The organism is Agrococcus pavilionensis RW1, from assembly GCF_000400485.1.
GTDB classification, from domain to species: Bacteria; Actinomycetota; Actinomycetes; order Actinomycetales; family Microbacteriaceae; genus Agrococcus; species Agrococcus pavilionensis.
In genome coordinates, this window is sequence record NZ_ASHR01000026.1 from 44,356 (window position 1) to 56,828 (window position 12,473).

14 protein-coding genes are annotated in these 12,473 nt (G+C 73.0%); 7 read left to right on the forward strand and 7 right to left on the reverse strand.

Annotated features, from left to right (window positions below; translation table 11 throughout):
* Nucleotides 1–117 precede the first annotated feature (117 nt).
* Nucleotides 118–828 (forward strand): phosphate signaling complex protein PhoU, encoded by a 711-nt coding sequence (gene phoU / locus L332_RS23400; protein ID WP_021010730.1) that lies wholly within the window; start codon nucleotides 118–120, stop codon nucleotides 826–828.
* A 57-nt stretch (nucleotides 829–885) separates the two neighbouring features.
* Here phoU and L332_RS23405 read toward each other — a convergent pair whose 3' ends face one another.
* Nucleotides 886–1,632 carry a phosphoglyceromutase gene (locus L332_RS23405; RefSeq protein ID WP_021010731.1) on the reverse strand — a complete coding sequence of 249 codons (747 nt, stop codon included), beginning with the start codon at nucleotides 1,630–1,632 and terminating at the stop codon, nucleotides 886–888.
* A 140-nt stretch (nucleotides 1,633–1,772) separates the two neighbouring features.
* Nucleotides 1,773–2,597, reverse strand: coding sequence for a DUF3626 domain-containing protein (locus L332_RS23410; protein WP_021010732.1), 825 nt, complete (start codon nucleotides 2,595–2,597; stop codon nucleotides 1,773–1,775).
* A gap of 44 nt (nucleotides 2,598–2,641) precedes the next feature.
* Between L332_RS23410 and L332_RS23415 the strand changes: the two genes are divergently transcribed.
* Nucleotides 2,642–3,481 carry a hypothetical protein gene (locus tag L332_RS23415; RefSeq protein WP_021010733.1) on the forward strand — a complete coding sequence of 280 codons (840 nt, stop codon included), beginning with the start codon at nucleotides 2,642–2,644 and terminating at the stop codon, nucleotides 3,479–3,481.
* A 433-nt stretch (nucleotides 3,482–3,914) separates the two neighbouring features.
* On the opposite strand, the gene ygfZ is transcribed toward L332_RS23415, so the two are convergent.
* The 4 genes from ygfZ to L332_RS23435 are packed head-to-tail and all read right to left on the reverse strand — an operon-like array spanning nucleotide 3,915 to nucleotide 6,054.
* Nucleotides 3,915–4,988 carry a CAF17-like 4Fe-4S cluster assembly/insertion protein YgfZ gene (gene ygfZ / locus L332_RS23420; RefSeq protein WP_021010734.1) on the reverse strand — a complete coding sequence of 358 codons (1,074 nt, stop codon included), beginning with the start codon at nucleotides 4,986–4,988 and terminating at the stop codon, nucleotides 3,915–3,917.
* Nucleotides 4,985–5,602: an FABP family protein gene (locus L332_RS23425; protein ID WP_021010735.1), complete on the reverse strand. Its 618-nt coding sequence runs from the start codon at nucleotides 5,600–5,602 to the stop codon at nucleotides 4,985–4,987. Before L332_RS23425 ends, ygfZ begins: the two co-directional genes overlap by 4 nt.
* Before the next feature lie 4 nt (nucleotides 5,603–5,606).
* Entirely contained in the window at nucleotides 5,607–5,729 is a 123-nt protein-coding gene (locus L332_RS30875; RefSeq protein WP_021010736.1) for a hypothetical protein, read from the reverse strand.
* A gap of 46 nt (nucleotides 5,730–5,775) precedes the next feature.
* Nucleotides 5,776–6,054, reverse strand: a complete 279-nt coding sequence (locus L332_RS23435) for a hypothetical protein (RefSeq protein WP_021010737.1) — start codon at nucleotides 6,052–6,054, stop codon at nucleotides 5,776–5,778.
* 131 nt (nucleotides 6,055–6,185) lie between these two features.
* Between L332_RS23435 and L332_RS30090 the strand changes: the two genes are divergently transcribed.
* The 5 genes from L332_RS30090 to L332_RS30100 all read left to right on the forward strand — a co-directional run bounded on the left by L332_RS30090 (nucleotide 6,186) and on the right by L332_RS30100 (nucleotide 11,421).
* Entirely contained in the window at nucleotides 6,186–6,827 is a 642-nt protein-coding gene (locus tag L332_RS30090) for a winged helix-turn-helix transcriptional regulator (RefSeq protein WP_021010738.1), read from the forward strand.
* Complete coding sequence (gene mshD, locus L332_RS30095) at nucleotides 6,824–7,657, forward strand: mycothiol synthase (protein ID WP_021010739.1); 834 nt, start codon at nucleotides 6,824–6,826, stop codon at nucleotides 7,655–7,657. Before L332_RS30090 ends, mshD begins: the two co-directional genes overlap by 4 nt.
* A gap of 12 nt (nucleotides 7,658–7,669) precedes the next feature.
* Nucleotides 7,670–9,928, forward strand: a complete 2,259-nt coding sequence (locus L332_RS23450) for an RNA degradosome polyphosphate kinase (protein WP_021010740.1) — start codon at nucleotides 7,670–7,672, stop codon at nucleotides 9,926–9,928.
* Nucleotides 9,925–10,860: an NUDIX hydrolase gene (locus L332_RS23455; RefSeq protein ID WP_021010741.1), complete on the forward strand. Its 936-nt coding sequence runs from the start codon at nucleotides 9,925–9,927 to the stop codon at nucleotides 10,858–10,860. The genes L332_RS23450 and L332_RS23455 overlap by 4 nt, the downstream gene beginning before the upstream one ends.
* A 126-nt stretch (nucleotides 10,861–10,986) precedes the next feature.
* Nucleotides 10,987–11,421 (forward strand): GIY-YIG nuclease family protein, encoded by a 435-nt coding sequence (locus L332_RS30100; RefSeq protein WP_021010742.1) that lies wholly within the window; start codon nucleotides 10,987–10,989, stop codon nucleotides 11,419–11,421.
* Between the two features lie 266 nt (nucleotides 11,422–11,687).
* Here the strand turns inward: L332_RS30100 and pstB are convergent, their stop codons facing one another.
* Nucleotides 11,688–12,467 (reverse strand): phosphate ABC transporter ATP-binding protein PstB, encoded by a 780-nt coding sequence (gene pstB, locus L332_RS23460; RefSeq protein WP_021010743.1) that lies wholly within the window; start codon nucleotides 12,465–12,467, stop codon nucleotides 11,688–11,690.
* Between the last annotated feature and the right edge of the window lie 6 nt (nucleotides 12,468–12,473).

The following is a 12,473-nucleotide window of genomic DNA, read 5'->3' on the forward strand; positions in this document are numbered from 1 at the left end:
CCCGCGGTTCAGCGGCCGGACACCGCCCGGTAACCTGGCCCGAGGACACTGGCAGTCCGTACCGTGCCGCTGCCGCTCGACGCCGTCGAGCGGCGACGCACCGAAGGAGCAGGAGCAATGCGCGACGTCTTCCAGCAGGAGCTCGCCGAGGTGCAGGAGCGCCTCGTCGACATCGCCAACCACGTCGTGGTCTCGATCGAGTCGGCCGTGCGCGCCTTCGGCGAGTCGAACGTGCAGCTCGCCGAGCAGGTGATCGCGACCGACCCGATCATCGACGACAAGGCCTCGGCGCTCGACGAGCTCGCGATCAACATCATCGCCCGCCAGTCGCCCGTCGCCCGCGACCTGCGCATCGTCGTCTCGGCGCTGCGCATGTCGGCGTCGCTCGAGCGCATGGGCGACCTCGCGCGCCACATCGCGCTGCTCGCCCGCTACCGCTTCCCGATGAACGTCGTGCCGGACTCGCTCGCGCCGACGTTCGCCGAGATGGGCGCGAAGGACATCGAGATCGCGAAGCTGCTGCGCGACCTGCTGCAGACGCAGGACCTCGCGATCGGCGAGCAGATCGAGCAGGCCGACGAGGTCGTCGACGAGCTGCACCGCGACGTCTTCGCGCACGTGCTCGGCACGGAGTGGCAGGGCGCGGCGCACACGACGGTGGATGCGACGCTCGCGAGCCGGTACCACGAGCGCTTCGCAGACCACGGCGTGAGCATCGCGAAGAAGGTCAAGTACCTCGCGACCGGCGACTGGGTCGGCGACGAGGACGCGCACTCCGACTTGGCGCCCGAGCCGGTGCAGCCGGCGGCGCCGACCGCCGACGCCTGAGGCCGTCGACGAGAAGAGCCCCGACCGGCTGGTCGGGGCTCTTCCGTTCGCTCGGGACTAGCGCTTGCCCTGCGCCGCCACCGCGGCAGCACCGGCCGCCGCCGCCTCGGGGTCGAGGTACTCGCCCGGCGCGACGGGCATGTTGTCGTCGCCGAGGCGGTAGAGCAGCGGGATGCCCGTGGGGATGTTGAGCGCCGCGATGTCGTCGTCGGAGATCTTGTCGAGGTGCTTCACGAGCGCGCGCAGCGAGTTGCCGTGCGCGGTGACGAGCACCGTGCGGCCGGCCTCGAGGTCCTTCGTGATCGTCGACTCCCAGTAGGGCAGGAAGCGCTCGATGACGTCCTTGAGGCACTCGGTGCGCGGCATCTCGCCGTCGATGTCGGCGTAGCGCGGGTCGCCGGCCTGCGAGTACTCGTTGTCATCGGCGATCGCGGGCGGCGGCGTGTCGAACGAGCGGCGCCAGGTCATGAACTTCTCCTCGCCGTACTGCTCGAGGGTCTCGGCCTTGTCCTTGCCCTGCAGGTCGCCGTAGTGGCGCTCGTTGAGGCGCCACGAGCGGTGCACGGGGATCCAGGAGCGGTCGGCCGCGTCGAGGGCGATGTTCGCCGTCTGGATCGCGCGCGTCAGGAGCGACGTGTAGAGCACGTCGGGCAGCACGTCGTGCTCGCGCAGCAGCTCGCCGCCGCGCTTCGCCTCCTCCTCGCCCTTCGGCGTGAGCCGCACGTCGACCCAGCCGGTGAAGAGGTTCTTCTCGTTCCAGGTGGATTGGCCGTGCCGGAGCAGGATGAGGGTGCGCTCGGTCATGCCGCCAGCCTAACCCGGCCGCGCTGCCCGCCCGGCGATCCGCTCGCGGGCGACCGGGGCTGCTGCGCCCGAGCGGGGCCGGCGCGCCGTGCCCGGTCGGGCGCGAAGGCCCCGGTCGCGCGCGAACGCGCGATGCGCGGTCACCTCCGCGCGCGATGCCCGAACCGGGCGATGAGGTGCCAGACGCGCTTGACCGCTTGCGGGTCATGCCCCTCGGCCGCCTCGCCGAGGATGCGCGCGTCGATGCGGCCGTCGACCGCGAGCTCGATCGCGAGCGCGAGCGCGTCGATGCCGCGGTAGGCCTCGAGCTCCTCGATGCGGTCGACCTCGAGCTCGAGCCCCGGGTGCCACGCGACCGGCACGCCGAGCTCGGCGGCGACCCGCTCGATCTCCGTGCCGCGGAACGAGGGGTCGAGCACGAGCCGCTCGACGTCGCGGGCGATCTCGAGCCCGCCGTGCACGTGCGCCTCGACGTAGTCGTCGAGCGGGTCGACCGCCGACGCGTCCGCGAGCGCGAGCAGGTCGCCCGCGCACTCGGCGGTGCCGAACCGCTCGGGCTCGGCGACCGAGTCGGGCCAGCAGAGCGTCACGCGCGGCCAGGCGCCGCGCGCGACCTCGAGCCACGACGAGCCGAAGCGGATCGCGCCGCCCGTCTCGCGCCGCCGATGCTCGACCGCGCCGTAGACCGGGCGCTCGTCGGGCGCCTCGTCGTCGTAGGCGCCGCCGAAGATGCGCGACTCCCAGCGCCAGCGGTCACCGCCCGGATGCGCGGTGAGGCCGCCGTTGGAGATGCCGGTGGAGAACTGCGAGCGGTAGGCGCCCTCGGCCGCGATGCGCTCGAGCACGCTCTCGCCGCCGATCCGGCGATCGGGGTGGAAGTGCACGGTGATCCGCGCGTCGGCGGGGAGCGGCCCGCCCGTCGAGCGCGACGCGACGTGGTCGACCGCCCGGCGCCACGCATCCATGCCCGTCACCGTACCCACGCCCCGACGGGCGAGACAATGGTGGGGTGGCGAAGCCGACCGGACGCATCACGCGCGGCACGACCGGCGTGAACCGGCTGCGGCGCGTCGACCGCTGGATCGCCGCGCAGCCGGCCGCGCGCGTGCCGGGCTGCCTCGTCGTCGACCTCGGCTACGGCGCGAGCGCGACGACGAGCCTCGAGCTGCACGAGCGGCTCTCGCGCGGCAACCCGGCCGTCGAGGTGCTCGGGCTCGAGATCGACCCGGCGCGCGTCGCGCTCGCGACCGCCGAGCTCGAGGCGGCGCGCGCGGCGGGACCGGAGCGCTACGGGCGCGCGATCGCCGCGGATGCGCGCGTGTCGTTCGCGATCGGCGGCTTCGAGGTGCCGGCGCCGCGGCCGCCGCACGTCATCCGCGCGATGAACGTGCTGCGGCAGTACGACGAGCACGAGGTGGCCGGCCACTGGGCGGCGATGCTCGGCCGGCTCGCGCCCGGCGGGCTGCTCGTCGAGGGCACGTCGAACGAGGTCGGCCGGGTGTGCTCGTGGGTCGCGCTCGATGCCGCAGGCCCGCGCTCGCTCTCGATCGCGCTCAAGGTCGACGAGCTCGGCTCCGACGCGATGGAGGCGCCCTCGGTCGTCGCCGAGCGGCTGCCGAAGGCGCTCATCCACCGCAACGTGCCCGGCGAGCGCGTGCACGCGCTGCTGACGGAGCTCGACCGCGCGTGGGCCTCGCTCGCGCCGCTCGCCGACTTCGGGGCGACGCAGCGGTGGGTCGCGACGGTCGGGCGGATGCGCGACACCGGCTGGCCGGTCCACGCGGGCCCCGCGCGGTGGCGGCTCGGGGAGCTGACGGTCGCGTGGGAGGCGGTCGCGCCGCGCCCGTGATCCTGCGGCGCCGGAGCGGCATGTCTCAGGACATCGGTGACACTTCTGGGTCAGGACATCGGTGACGGTTCCGCGGATATCGCTGGGACGTCTCGTTGGAGCGGCCCTGCCGCCACGACGCGACCCGTACTCGCCGAGCGGAGCCGTTGCAGCGGGTCAAGTCGGCGGGAGCGGGTCGACTCGCTGCTGGAAGCGGTCGAGTCGGCGAGGACGGGTCGAGTCGCTGCTGGGAGCGGTCGAGACGGCGGGAGCGGGTCGACTCGCTGCGTCGCACGCCGCCGAGCGCGAACGCGACAACTGCTGACGGGCCGATTCGCGAGGCGGACCCCATCTCGGCTCGCGGACCCGATATTCGGGGTCCGCGCGCCGAGGACGGGTCCGTTCGGCTGGGCGCAGCAGACGCGCTCGGCGGGAGGCGACGCGGGCGGGCGCGCTACGCGGGCGGAGCGTCGGGGCGCGTCGGGCGCTTCACCGCGCCGAGCCGCGGCAGCCGCGGCGGCCGGTTCGCGTGGCCCGCGCTCGGCGGCACGAGCACCTGCTGGCCCGCCGCGACGTCGATGCCCTCCGCGGAGCGCACGATGAGGTCGCCGTCGGCGGGTGCCGAGCGCTTCACGACCGCGAGCGCGATCGGGCCGAGCTCGTCGTGGATCGCCGCGGACGTCACCGCACCGACCTCCCTGTCGCCCGCGAGCACGGCGTCGCCGGCCGCGACCGGCGCGTTCTGCGAGCCGTCGAGGTGCAGCAGCACCACGCGGCGCGGCGGGGCGCCGAGGTTGTGCACCTTCGCGATCGTCTCCTGCCCGCGGTAGCAGCCCTTCTGCAGGTGCACCGCGGTCGCGAGCCAGTCGAGCTCGTGCGGGATCGAGCGCTCGTCGACCTCCGCGAGGCCCGGCCGGCCCGCGGCGATGCGGAGCGCCTCCGCGGCGAGCGTGCCGACGAAGCGCTCCGGCTCGAGCGCCTCGGCCTCAGCGGGGGTCAGCACCGACTCCGACCAGCTCCACGGCTCGCCCGTCGCCTCGCCGTAGCGCACGCCGCCGGGCGCGACCTCGGGCCAACCGTCGCGCCACGCGACCGGGCCGGCCGGCTCGCCCGCGGTGCCCACGACGACCGCCTCGGGACGCTCGATCTCGACCTGCTTGAAGAACCGCATCCGCGTGAGCCACGCCTCGAGCGCGTCGCCGCTGCCGGCGTCGACGATCACCCAGAGCGCGTCGCCGTCGCGCCGCAGCCGCAGCGCGTGCTCGATGCGACCCTCGGGCGAGAGCACGAGCGACTCGGTCGAGGCGCCGTCGGCGAGCGCGGCGATCGCCTGGCTCGAGATCGAGTCGAGCCACGGCAGCGCGTCGGGCCCCGAGAGCCGCAGCACGTCGCGCGGCAGCAGCACGAGCGCGCCGGCCCGGAGCCGCCGCTGCTCGGCCATGGGGTTGCCGACGTGCAGCGGCAGGCCGCTCGTCTCGTCGAGCACCGCGCCGGGGATGCGCGAGGCGAGGGCCGCGAGCGCGCTCACGCCTCGTCGCCGCCCGCGGGCGTCACGCGCCCGAGCCGCGCCGAGGCGTGGCTCTCGAGCCCGCGGCCGAGCGCCGCGAGGTCCCACGCCCACAGCAGGTGGCCCTCGACGAGCCCGAGCATGCGAGTGGATGCGGTGTGCTCCTTCGCGCTCGCGCCGCGCAGCACCGCGTCGGTCGCGAGGTCGATGCGGGGGCCGGCGATCGTGCCGAGGTAGAGCTCGGCGACGCCCGCGGGGTGGGCGATGAGCGCCTGGATGTCGAAGGCGCCGTCGGGGCGGCGGAGCGACTCGACCGCGTCGAGCGAGCCGAAGGCCGGCTCACCCTCGGGCGGCAGCATGCCGGGGCCGGGATCGGCCGCCTCAGCCGGGCGGGCGAGGCGCCAGAAGCCCGACTCGGCCGCGAGCGGCGTCAGCTCGTCGTCGAGCAGCCACGCGTAGGCCTCGTAGGAGAGGTAGGGATGCCCGTGGTGGGCGAAGGAGACGCGCTGGCCGAACTCGTGCTCCACCGTGCGGTCGCCGACCGGGAAGGAGAGCACGCCGGTGCCCTCCCAGTCGCCGACGAGCCACTGGAGCGGGCCGAGCTCCGCGGGCAGCGTGGGATCGAGCTCGAGCACCGCGCTAGCGCTGGCCCTTGAAGAGGTTGCGGATGACCACGTAGGAGACGCCGAGGATCGCGATCATGGCGAGCCCGAGCAGACCGAGGTAGAAGATCTCGAAGGCGATGATGGGGATGGCGTCCATGGCTCGATCCTACCCCCGCACCCCGAGCCCGCGCGGGCGCCGGGCGCTACAGCAGGTGCGTGAGCGGCACGAGCACCGCGGAGGCGATCGCGAGCACCACGACCGAGCCGAAGACCGCCGCTGCGAGCCGCGCGACGACGCCGGGCTCCGTGGGCCCGCCGAGCTGGATCGCGAAGGCGACGAGCGTGCAGACGCCGAGCACGATCGGCAGCCACACGATGCCGTCGGAGGGCTGCAGCACCCCGACCGCGATCGCGCCGATGGCCGCGAGCAGCCACACGGGCCACACGCTCCCCCATCGCCACGACGTGGCCCTGCTCGCCATGGCCTCATCATGCCGCAGTCCCCTCGGACGGTCGAACCGGGTCGCGCGCCATGCCGCCCGCCGTCGAGCGCACCGGCGCCGTCAGGACGCCCTCTGCGCAGACCGTAGGATCGGAATCGGCAGGAGGCTTGATGGCGCACGTCGTGATCTTCACCCGCCGCGATCGGGGAGCGCTGCCCAGTCTCGAGCTGCTGGAGCACCGCGTGACGACGCTCCCCGGCACGGCGGAGGCCGTCGCGCACGCCCCCGCCGGCGACGTGCTCGTCGTCGACGGCGCCGTCGAGCTCGCGAGCGCGAAGGCGCTGTGCCGGCTGCTCGACCGCGACGCGACGCCGGTGCTGCTCGTGCTCTCCGAGGGCGGCTTCGCGGCCGTGAGCGCCGAGTGGGGCGTGACCGACATCGTGCTCGACTCGGCCGGTCCCGCCGAGCTCGAGGCACGCATCCGCCTCGCCGCCAGCGCGCGCACCGAGGCCAAGCCGATCGTCGCGAGCGGCCTCAGCATCGACGAGGCGAGCTACCAGGCGAGGGTCGACGGCCGACCGGTCGACCTGACCTACAAGGAGTTCGAGCTGCTGCGGTTCCTCGCCGCGCACCCCTTGCGCGTCTTCACGCGCGAGCAGTTGCTGAGCGAGGTGTGGGGCTACGACTACTTCGGCGGCACCCGCACCGTCGACGTGCACGTGCGGCGCCTGCGCGCGAAGCTCGGCGACCTCGAGGGCCTCATCGGCACCGTGCGCGGCGTCGGCTACCGCTTCGACCTGGAGACCGCATGATCGACACCGCTCGCGCCCTCGGCGCCGCGTGCGCCGCGCACGACGGCATGCCGCCCTTCAACGACCAGGCGCTCGTCGAGCTCGCCCGCGGGCAGCGGCGCGCGATCGGCGACGAGACGGCGCTCGCGATCGTGAGCGACGCCGACCGGGAGGTCGAGCTCGCCGTGCACCCCGACCACCGCGGCCGCGGGCGCGGGCTCGCGCTCGCCGAGCGCGTCGCCGCCGAGCTCGGCGCGTTCGACGCGTGGGCGCACGGCGACCTGCCCGCGGCGCGCGCGATCGCCGAGCGGCTCGGGATGCGGCGCGTGCGCGAGCTGCTGCAGCTGCGCGCCCCCGTGCCGGCCGCCGCCGACGGCGCGGATCCCGACCGCCTGCCCGACGGGGTGCGCGCGTTCGAGCCCGACGACGCATCCGCCCTGCTCGCCCTCAACGCCGCCGCGTTCGCCGACCACCCCGAGCAGGGCCGCATGAGCGCGAGCGACCTCGCCGCGCGCCTGGCCGAGCCGTGGCACGACGACGCCAACCTCGTCGTGCTGCCGGGCGAGGCGGGCCTGGACGGCTTCGCGTGGGTCAAGCCGGGCGGCGACGTCGCCGAGCTCTACGTGCTGGGCGTCGCGCCCGGCCGGCAGGGCGCGGGCATCGGGCGACGGATGCTCGAGGCCGCGTTCGCGCGGATGCGCACGGTGGGCGCGACGACCGCGCACCTGTACGTCGAGGGCGACAACGAGGCTGCGCTCGGGCTCTACCGACGGGCAGGATTCTCGCAGTGGGCGATCGACGTGCGATGGAGGCACGGGACGATCACCCAGGACGATGGCACCTCGGATTGAGAGGATGGCGTCATGACTGACGGCACCGCCACCAGCGCTCCCGCGAGCTCGGAGACGCTCCGCGAGCGCCCGGCTCGCACCCTCGGCGAGGAGCGCAGCTTCCACGACGCCAACGAGGCCGACTTCGACGACTACGACGACGAGTCGAGCTGGTCGGCCGAGCTGCAGGGCACCGCGACCGAGGACGGCCTGCCCGCCGACCGCTTCCTCGACCGCGAGCTCTCCTGGCTCGCCTTCAACGAGCGCGTGCTCGAGATGGGCGAGGACCCGCGCGTGCCGCTGCTCGAGCGCGCCAACTTCCTCGCGATCTTCGCCTCGAACCTCGACGAGTTCTTCATGGTGCGGGTCGCGGGCCTCAAGCGCCGCATCGCGACGGGGCTCGCCGTGCCGACGAACGTGGGCCGCTCGCCGCAGGAGCTGCTGCACGCCGTCGTGCAGCGCGCGCACGACCTGCAGCTGCGGCACGCGCTCGCGGCGCGCGAGTCGTTCCAGGTCGACCTGGGTGAGGCCGGCATCCACGTCGTCACGTGGCACGACCTCACCGACGAGGAGCGCGAGGCGATGTCGGCGCGCTTCGAGGCCGAGATCTTCCCCGTCCTGATGCCGCTCGCGGTCGACCCCGCGCATCCGTTCCCCTACATCTCCGGCCTCTCGCTCAACCTCGCCGTGCGCGTGCAGGTGCCCGGCGAGGAGGAGCCGCAGTTCGCGCGCCTCAAGGTGCCGGCGGTGCTGCCGCGCTTCATCGAGCTCCCCCGCGCGGCCGACGGTGCGCAGCGGTTCCTGCCGCTCGAGGCGCTCATCGCGAACAACCTCGACGAGGTGTTCTCCGGGATGGGCATCATCGACCACCACGTCTTCCGCGTCACGCGCAACGAGGACGTCTCGATCGACGAGGACGACACCGAGAACCTCATCAGCGCGCTCGAGGAGGAGCTCTCGCGGCGCAAGTTCGGGCCGCCCATCCGGCTCGAGGTCGCGGAGGACATCGACGCCGACACGCTCGACCTGCTCGTCGACGAGCTCGGCATCACCGAGCACGAGGTCTACCGGCTGCCGGGGCTGCTCGACCTCACCGGGCTCTTCCAGATCGCGGGCATCGACCGGCCCGACCTGCGCTACACGAAGCGCGTGCCGGTCACCGCGACGCCGTTCCTGCCCGGCGACCAGGACGAGAAGCCCGACCTCTTCGCGGCGATCACGCGCAAGGACGTGCTCGTGCACCACCCGTACGAGTCGTTCGCGACGAGCGTGCAGGCACTGCTCGAGCAAGCGGCCGACGACCCCGACGTGCTCGCGATCAAGCAGACGCTCTACCGCACCTCGGGCGACTCGCCCGTCGTCGCGGCGCTCATCCGCGCGGCCGCGGCCGGCAAGCAAGTGCTGGCGCTCGTGGAGGTGAAGGCCCGCTTCGACGAGCAGGCGAACATCCGCTGGGCCAAGCAGCTCGAGCGCGCGGGCGTGCACGTCGTCTACGGCATCGTCGGCCTCAAGACGCACTGCAAGCTCATGCTCATCGTGCGCCGCGAGCAGGGGCGGCTGCGCCACTACTGCCACATCGGCACGGGCAACTACAACCCGAAGACGAGCCGCATCTACGAGGACTTCGGGCTCTTCACCGACAACGACCAAGTGGGTCGCGACATCACGCGGCTCTTCAACGAGCTCTCCGGCTATGCGAAGGAGAAGTCGTACCAGCGGCTGCTCGTCGCCCCGCGCCACTTGCGGAAGGGGCTGCTCGACCGCATCGAGCGCGAGACGGAGGCCGCCAGGGCCGGCCGGAGGGCGCGCATCCGCTTCAAGATCAACGCGATCGTCGACGAGCAGCTCATCGACGCGCTCTACCGCGCGAGCCGCGCGGGCGTCGAGGTGCAGATCTGGGTGCGTGGCATCTGCTCGATCAAGCCGGGCGTGCCGGGGCTGAGCGAGAACATCACGGTGCGCTCGATCGTCGGCCGCTACCTCGAGCACTCGCGCGTGTTCGCGTTCTGGAACGACGGCGCCGAGGAGGTCTTCATCGGCTCGGCCGACATGATGCACCGCAACCTCGACCGCCGCGTCGAGGCGCTCATCCAGCTCACCTCGACCGAGCACATGCGCGACATCTCGCAGCACTTCGATCGCGCGATGTCGCCGCAGACGGCGTCGTGGTGGGCGGAGCCCGACGGCACCTGGACGCGCCGCTTCTACGACGACGAGGGCGCGCCGCTCGACGACCTGCACCGCGACCGGATGATCCAGATCCAGCGCCGCAAGCGCGCGGGCGGCCGGTGACCGCCGCGGCCGCGCCCGTGCTCGCCGCGGGCGCGCTCGTGTGGCGCCGCGGGAAGCGCGGCGTCGAAGCCCTGCTCGTCGAGCGCACGCAGCACCGCGACCTGTCGCTGCCGAAGGGCAAGCTCGACCCGGGCGAGTCGCTGCCCGAGTGCGCCGCGCGCGAGATCGAGGAGGAGACCGGCTGCGCCGTGACGCTCGGGGCGCCGCTCGGCACGAGCGAGTACCGACTGCCCGACGGCCGCGACAAGGTCGTCTACTACTGGCAGGCGCCGCTCGGCGATGCGGGTCCTGGCCCGTTCGAGCCGAACGACGAGATCATGGCGCTGCACTGGCTGCCGCTCGACGAGGCGCGGCGGCGCGTGAGCTACGAGCACGACGCGGCGATCATCGCGCGCTTCGAGGAGCGCCTCGCGCGCGGCCAGGAGCGCACGTTCCCGATCGTCGCGCTGCGGCACGGGAAGGCCGCGGATCCCTACTCGTTCGACGGCGAGGATGCCGCGCGTCCGCTCACGTCGCGCGGCGAGCGCCAGTCGGCGTCGATCGCGCGCGGGATCGCCGCCTTCGGACCGGATCGCATCCTCTCGTCCGACGCGCTCCGGTGCCTGCAGACCGTCGAGCCGCTCGAGGCGCTGCTCGGGGTCGAGGCGAAGGCGCGGCACGAGCTGAGCCAGGAGTGGCCCGTCGGCCAGCGCGAGGAGATCGAGCGACGCATCGCGAAGGCGGTGCGCAAGCGCCGCGGCACCGTGCTCTGCAGCCACGCGCCGGTGATCGGCGACATCGTCTCGGCGGTCGTGCACGTGACGGATGCGGCGGAGACGGAGCGCACGCACCGCGCGTCGATGCTGCACACGGCCGAGTTCACGGTGCTGCACGTGAGCGCCGGCACCGAGCCCTCGCTCGTCGCCCTCGAGACGCACGGCCCGCCAGCGTAGCCCCGCTCGTCTAGCAGGCGCCTCCCCGCTCGTCGAGTAGGCGCCGCAGGCGCCGTATCGAGACGCCTCTCCACAGCGACGCCCGAGCAGCGACTCCAGGCCCGACACCTCGGGCACCATCCCCGCATGCCCTGGGTCTACCTCCTCCGCTGCTCCGACGGTTCTCTCTACGCAGGCAGCACGTGGGACATGGAGCGGCGCCTCGACCAGCACCAACGCGGCGAGGGCGCGCAGTACACAAAGCGGCGCCGTCCCGTCGAGCTGGCCTTCGCGCACTACGACGACTCGATCGCTGCGTGCTTCGCGCTCGAGAAGCAGATCCAGGGCTGGAGCCGGGCGAAGCGCGAGGCGCTCATCCGTGGTGACTTCGACGCGATCTCGGCCGCGGCGAAGAAGCGCGACTGGGCGGGGTACCGGAAGCGTCGAGCTGAGACGGGGAACGACCCGACGGACACGGAGGCACCACCGCTCGTCGAGCACGCGCCGCAACCATCGCTCGTCGAGCAGGCGCCGCAACCACCGGCCGTCGAGCACGCGCCGCAGCCACCGCTCGTCGAGTAGGCGCCGCAGGCGGCGTATCGAGACGCAGCAGGCCGGGTCTCGATACGTCGTCCTGCGGACGACTACTCGACCAACGTGGGGACGGACGACTACTCGACCAACGCGTGGAGCGAGTCCCGCTCGCCGGGTACGCGCCGCAGGCGCCGTGTCCAGACGCAGCAAGCCGGGTCTCGATACGTCGTCCTGCGGACGACTACTCGACCAACGGAGGAACGGACGACTACCGACCAACGGAGGGACAGACGGCGGGGCGGCGCCCGAGTCGATCAGCCGAAGCGGCCCGAGACGTAGTCCTCGGTCGACTGCACCGACGGGTTCGAGAAGATGCGGGTCGTCTCGTCGTACTCGATGAGCTTCCCCGGCTTGCCCGTGCCGGCGATGTTGAAGAACGCCGTCTTGTCGGAGACGCGGCTCGCCTGCTGCATGTTGTGGGTCACGATCACGATCGTGTACTCCTGCTTGAGCTCCTCGATGAGGTCCTCGATCGCGAGCGTCGAGATCGGGTCGAGCGCCGAGCACGGCTCGTCCATCAGCAGCACGTCGGGGCTCACTGCGATCGCGCGAGCGATGCAGAGGCGCTGCTGCTGACCGCCCGAGAGGCCCGAACCCGGGATGCCGAGGCGGTCCTTCACCTCGTTCCAGAGGTTCGCGCCGCGCAGCGAGCGCTCGACGAGGTCGTCCTGGTCGCCCTTGGACATCCGGCGGTTGTTGAGCAGCACGCCGGCGAGCACGTTCTCGCGGATCGTCATCGTCGGGAACGGGTTCGGGCGCTGGAAGACCATCCCGATCTGGCGGCGCACGTTGACCGGGTCGACGCCCGAGCCGTAGAGGTTGGCGCCGTCGAGCAGGATCTCGCCGTCGACGTAGGCGCCGGCGATCACCTCGTGCATGCGGTTGATCGTGCGCAGCACGGTCGACTTGCCGCAGCCCGAGGGGCCGATGAACGCGGTGACCGAGCGGGGCTCGATCTCGAGCGAGACGCCCTCGACGGCCTTGAAGGCGCCGTAGTAGACGTCGAGGTCGTTGATCTCGATGCGCTTGGACATGTGCGG

Coding starts and splice junctions, on each gene's coding strand:
- L332_RS23450 (WP_021010740.1), top strand. CDS start 7,670: ATGACTGACGGCACCGCCACCAGCGCTCCCGCGAGCTCGGAGACGCTC.
- L332_RS30875 (WP_021010736.1), bottom strand. CDS start 5,729: ATGGACGCCATCCCCATCATCGCCTTCGAGATCTTCTACCTCGGTCTG.
- L332_RS23435 (WP_021010737.1), bottom strand. CDS start 6,054: ATGGCGAGCAGGGCCACGTCGTGGCGATGGGGGAGCGTGTGGCCCGTG.
- mshD (WP_021010739.1), top strand. CDS start 6,824: ATGATCGACACCGCTCGCGCCCTCGGCGCCGCGTGCGCCGCGCACGAC.
- phoU (WP_021010730.1), top strand. CDS start 118: ATGCGCGACGTCTTCCAGCAGGAGCTCGCCGAGGTGCAGGAGCGCCTC.
- L332_RS23410 (WP_021010732.1), bottom strand. CDS start 2,597: ATGGATGCGTGGCGCCGGGCGGTCGACCACGTCGCGTCGCGCTCGACG.
- L332_RS23405 (WP_021010731.1), bottom strand. CDS start 1,632: ATGACCGAGCGCACCCTCATCCTGCTCCGGCACGGCCAATCCACCTGG.
- L332_RS30090 (WP_021010738.1), top strand. CDS start 6,186: ATGGCGCACGTCGTGATCTTCACCCGCCGCGATCGGGGAGCGCTGCCC.
- pstB (WP_021010743.1), bottom strand. CDS start 12,467: ATGTCCAAGCGCATCGAGATCAACGACCTCGACGTCTACTACGGCGCC.
- L332_RS30100 (WP_021010742.1), top strand. CDS start 10,987: ATGCCCTGGGTCTACCTCCTCCGCTGCTCCGACGGTTCTCTCTACGCA.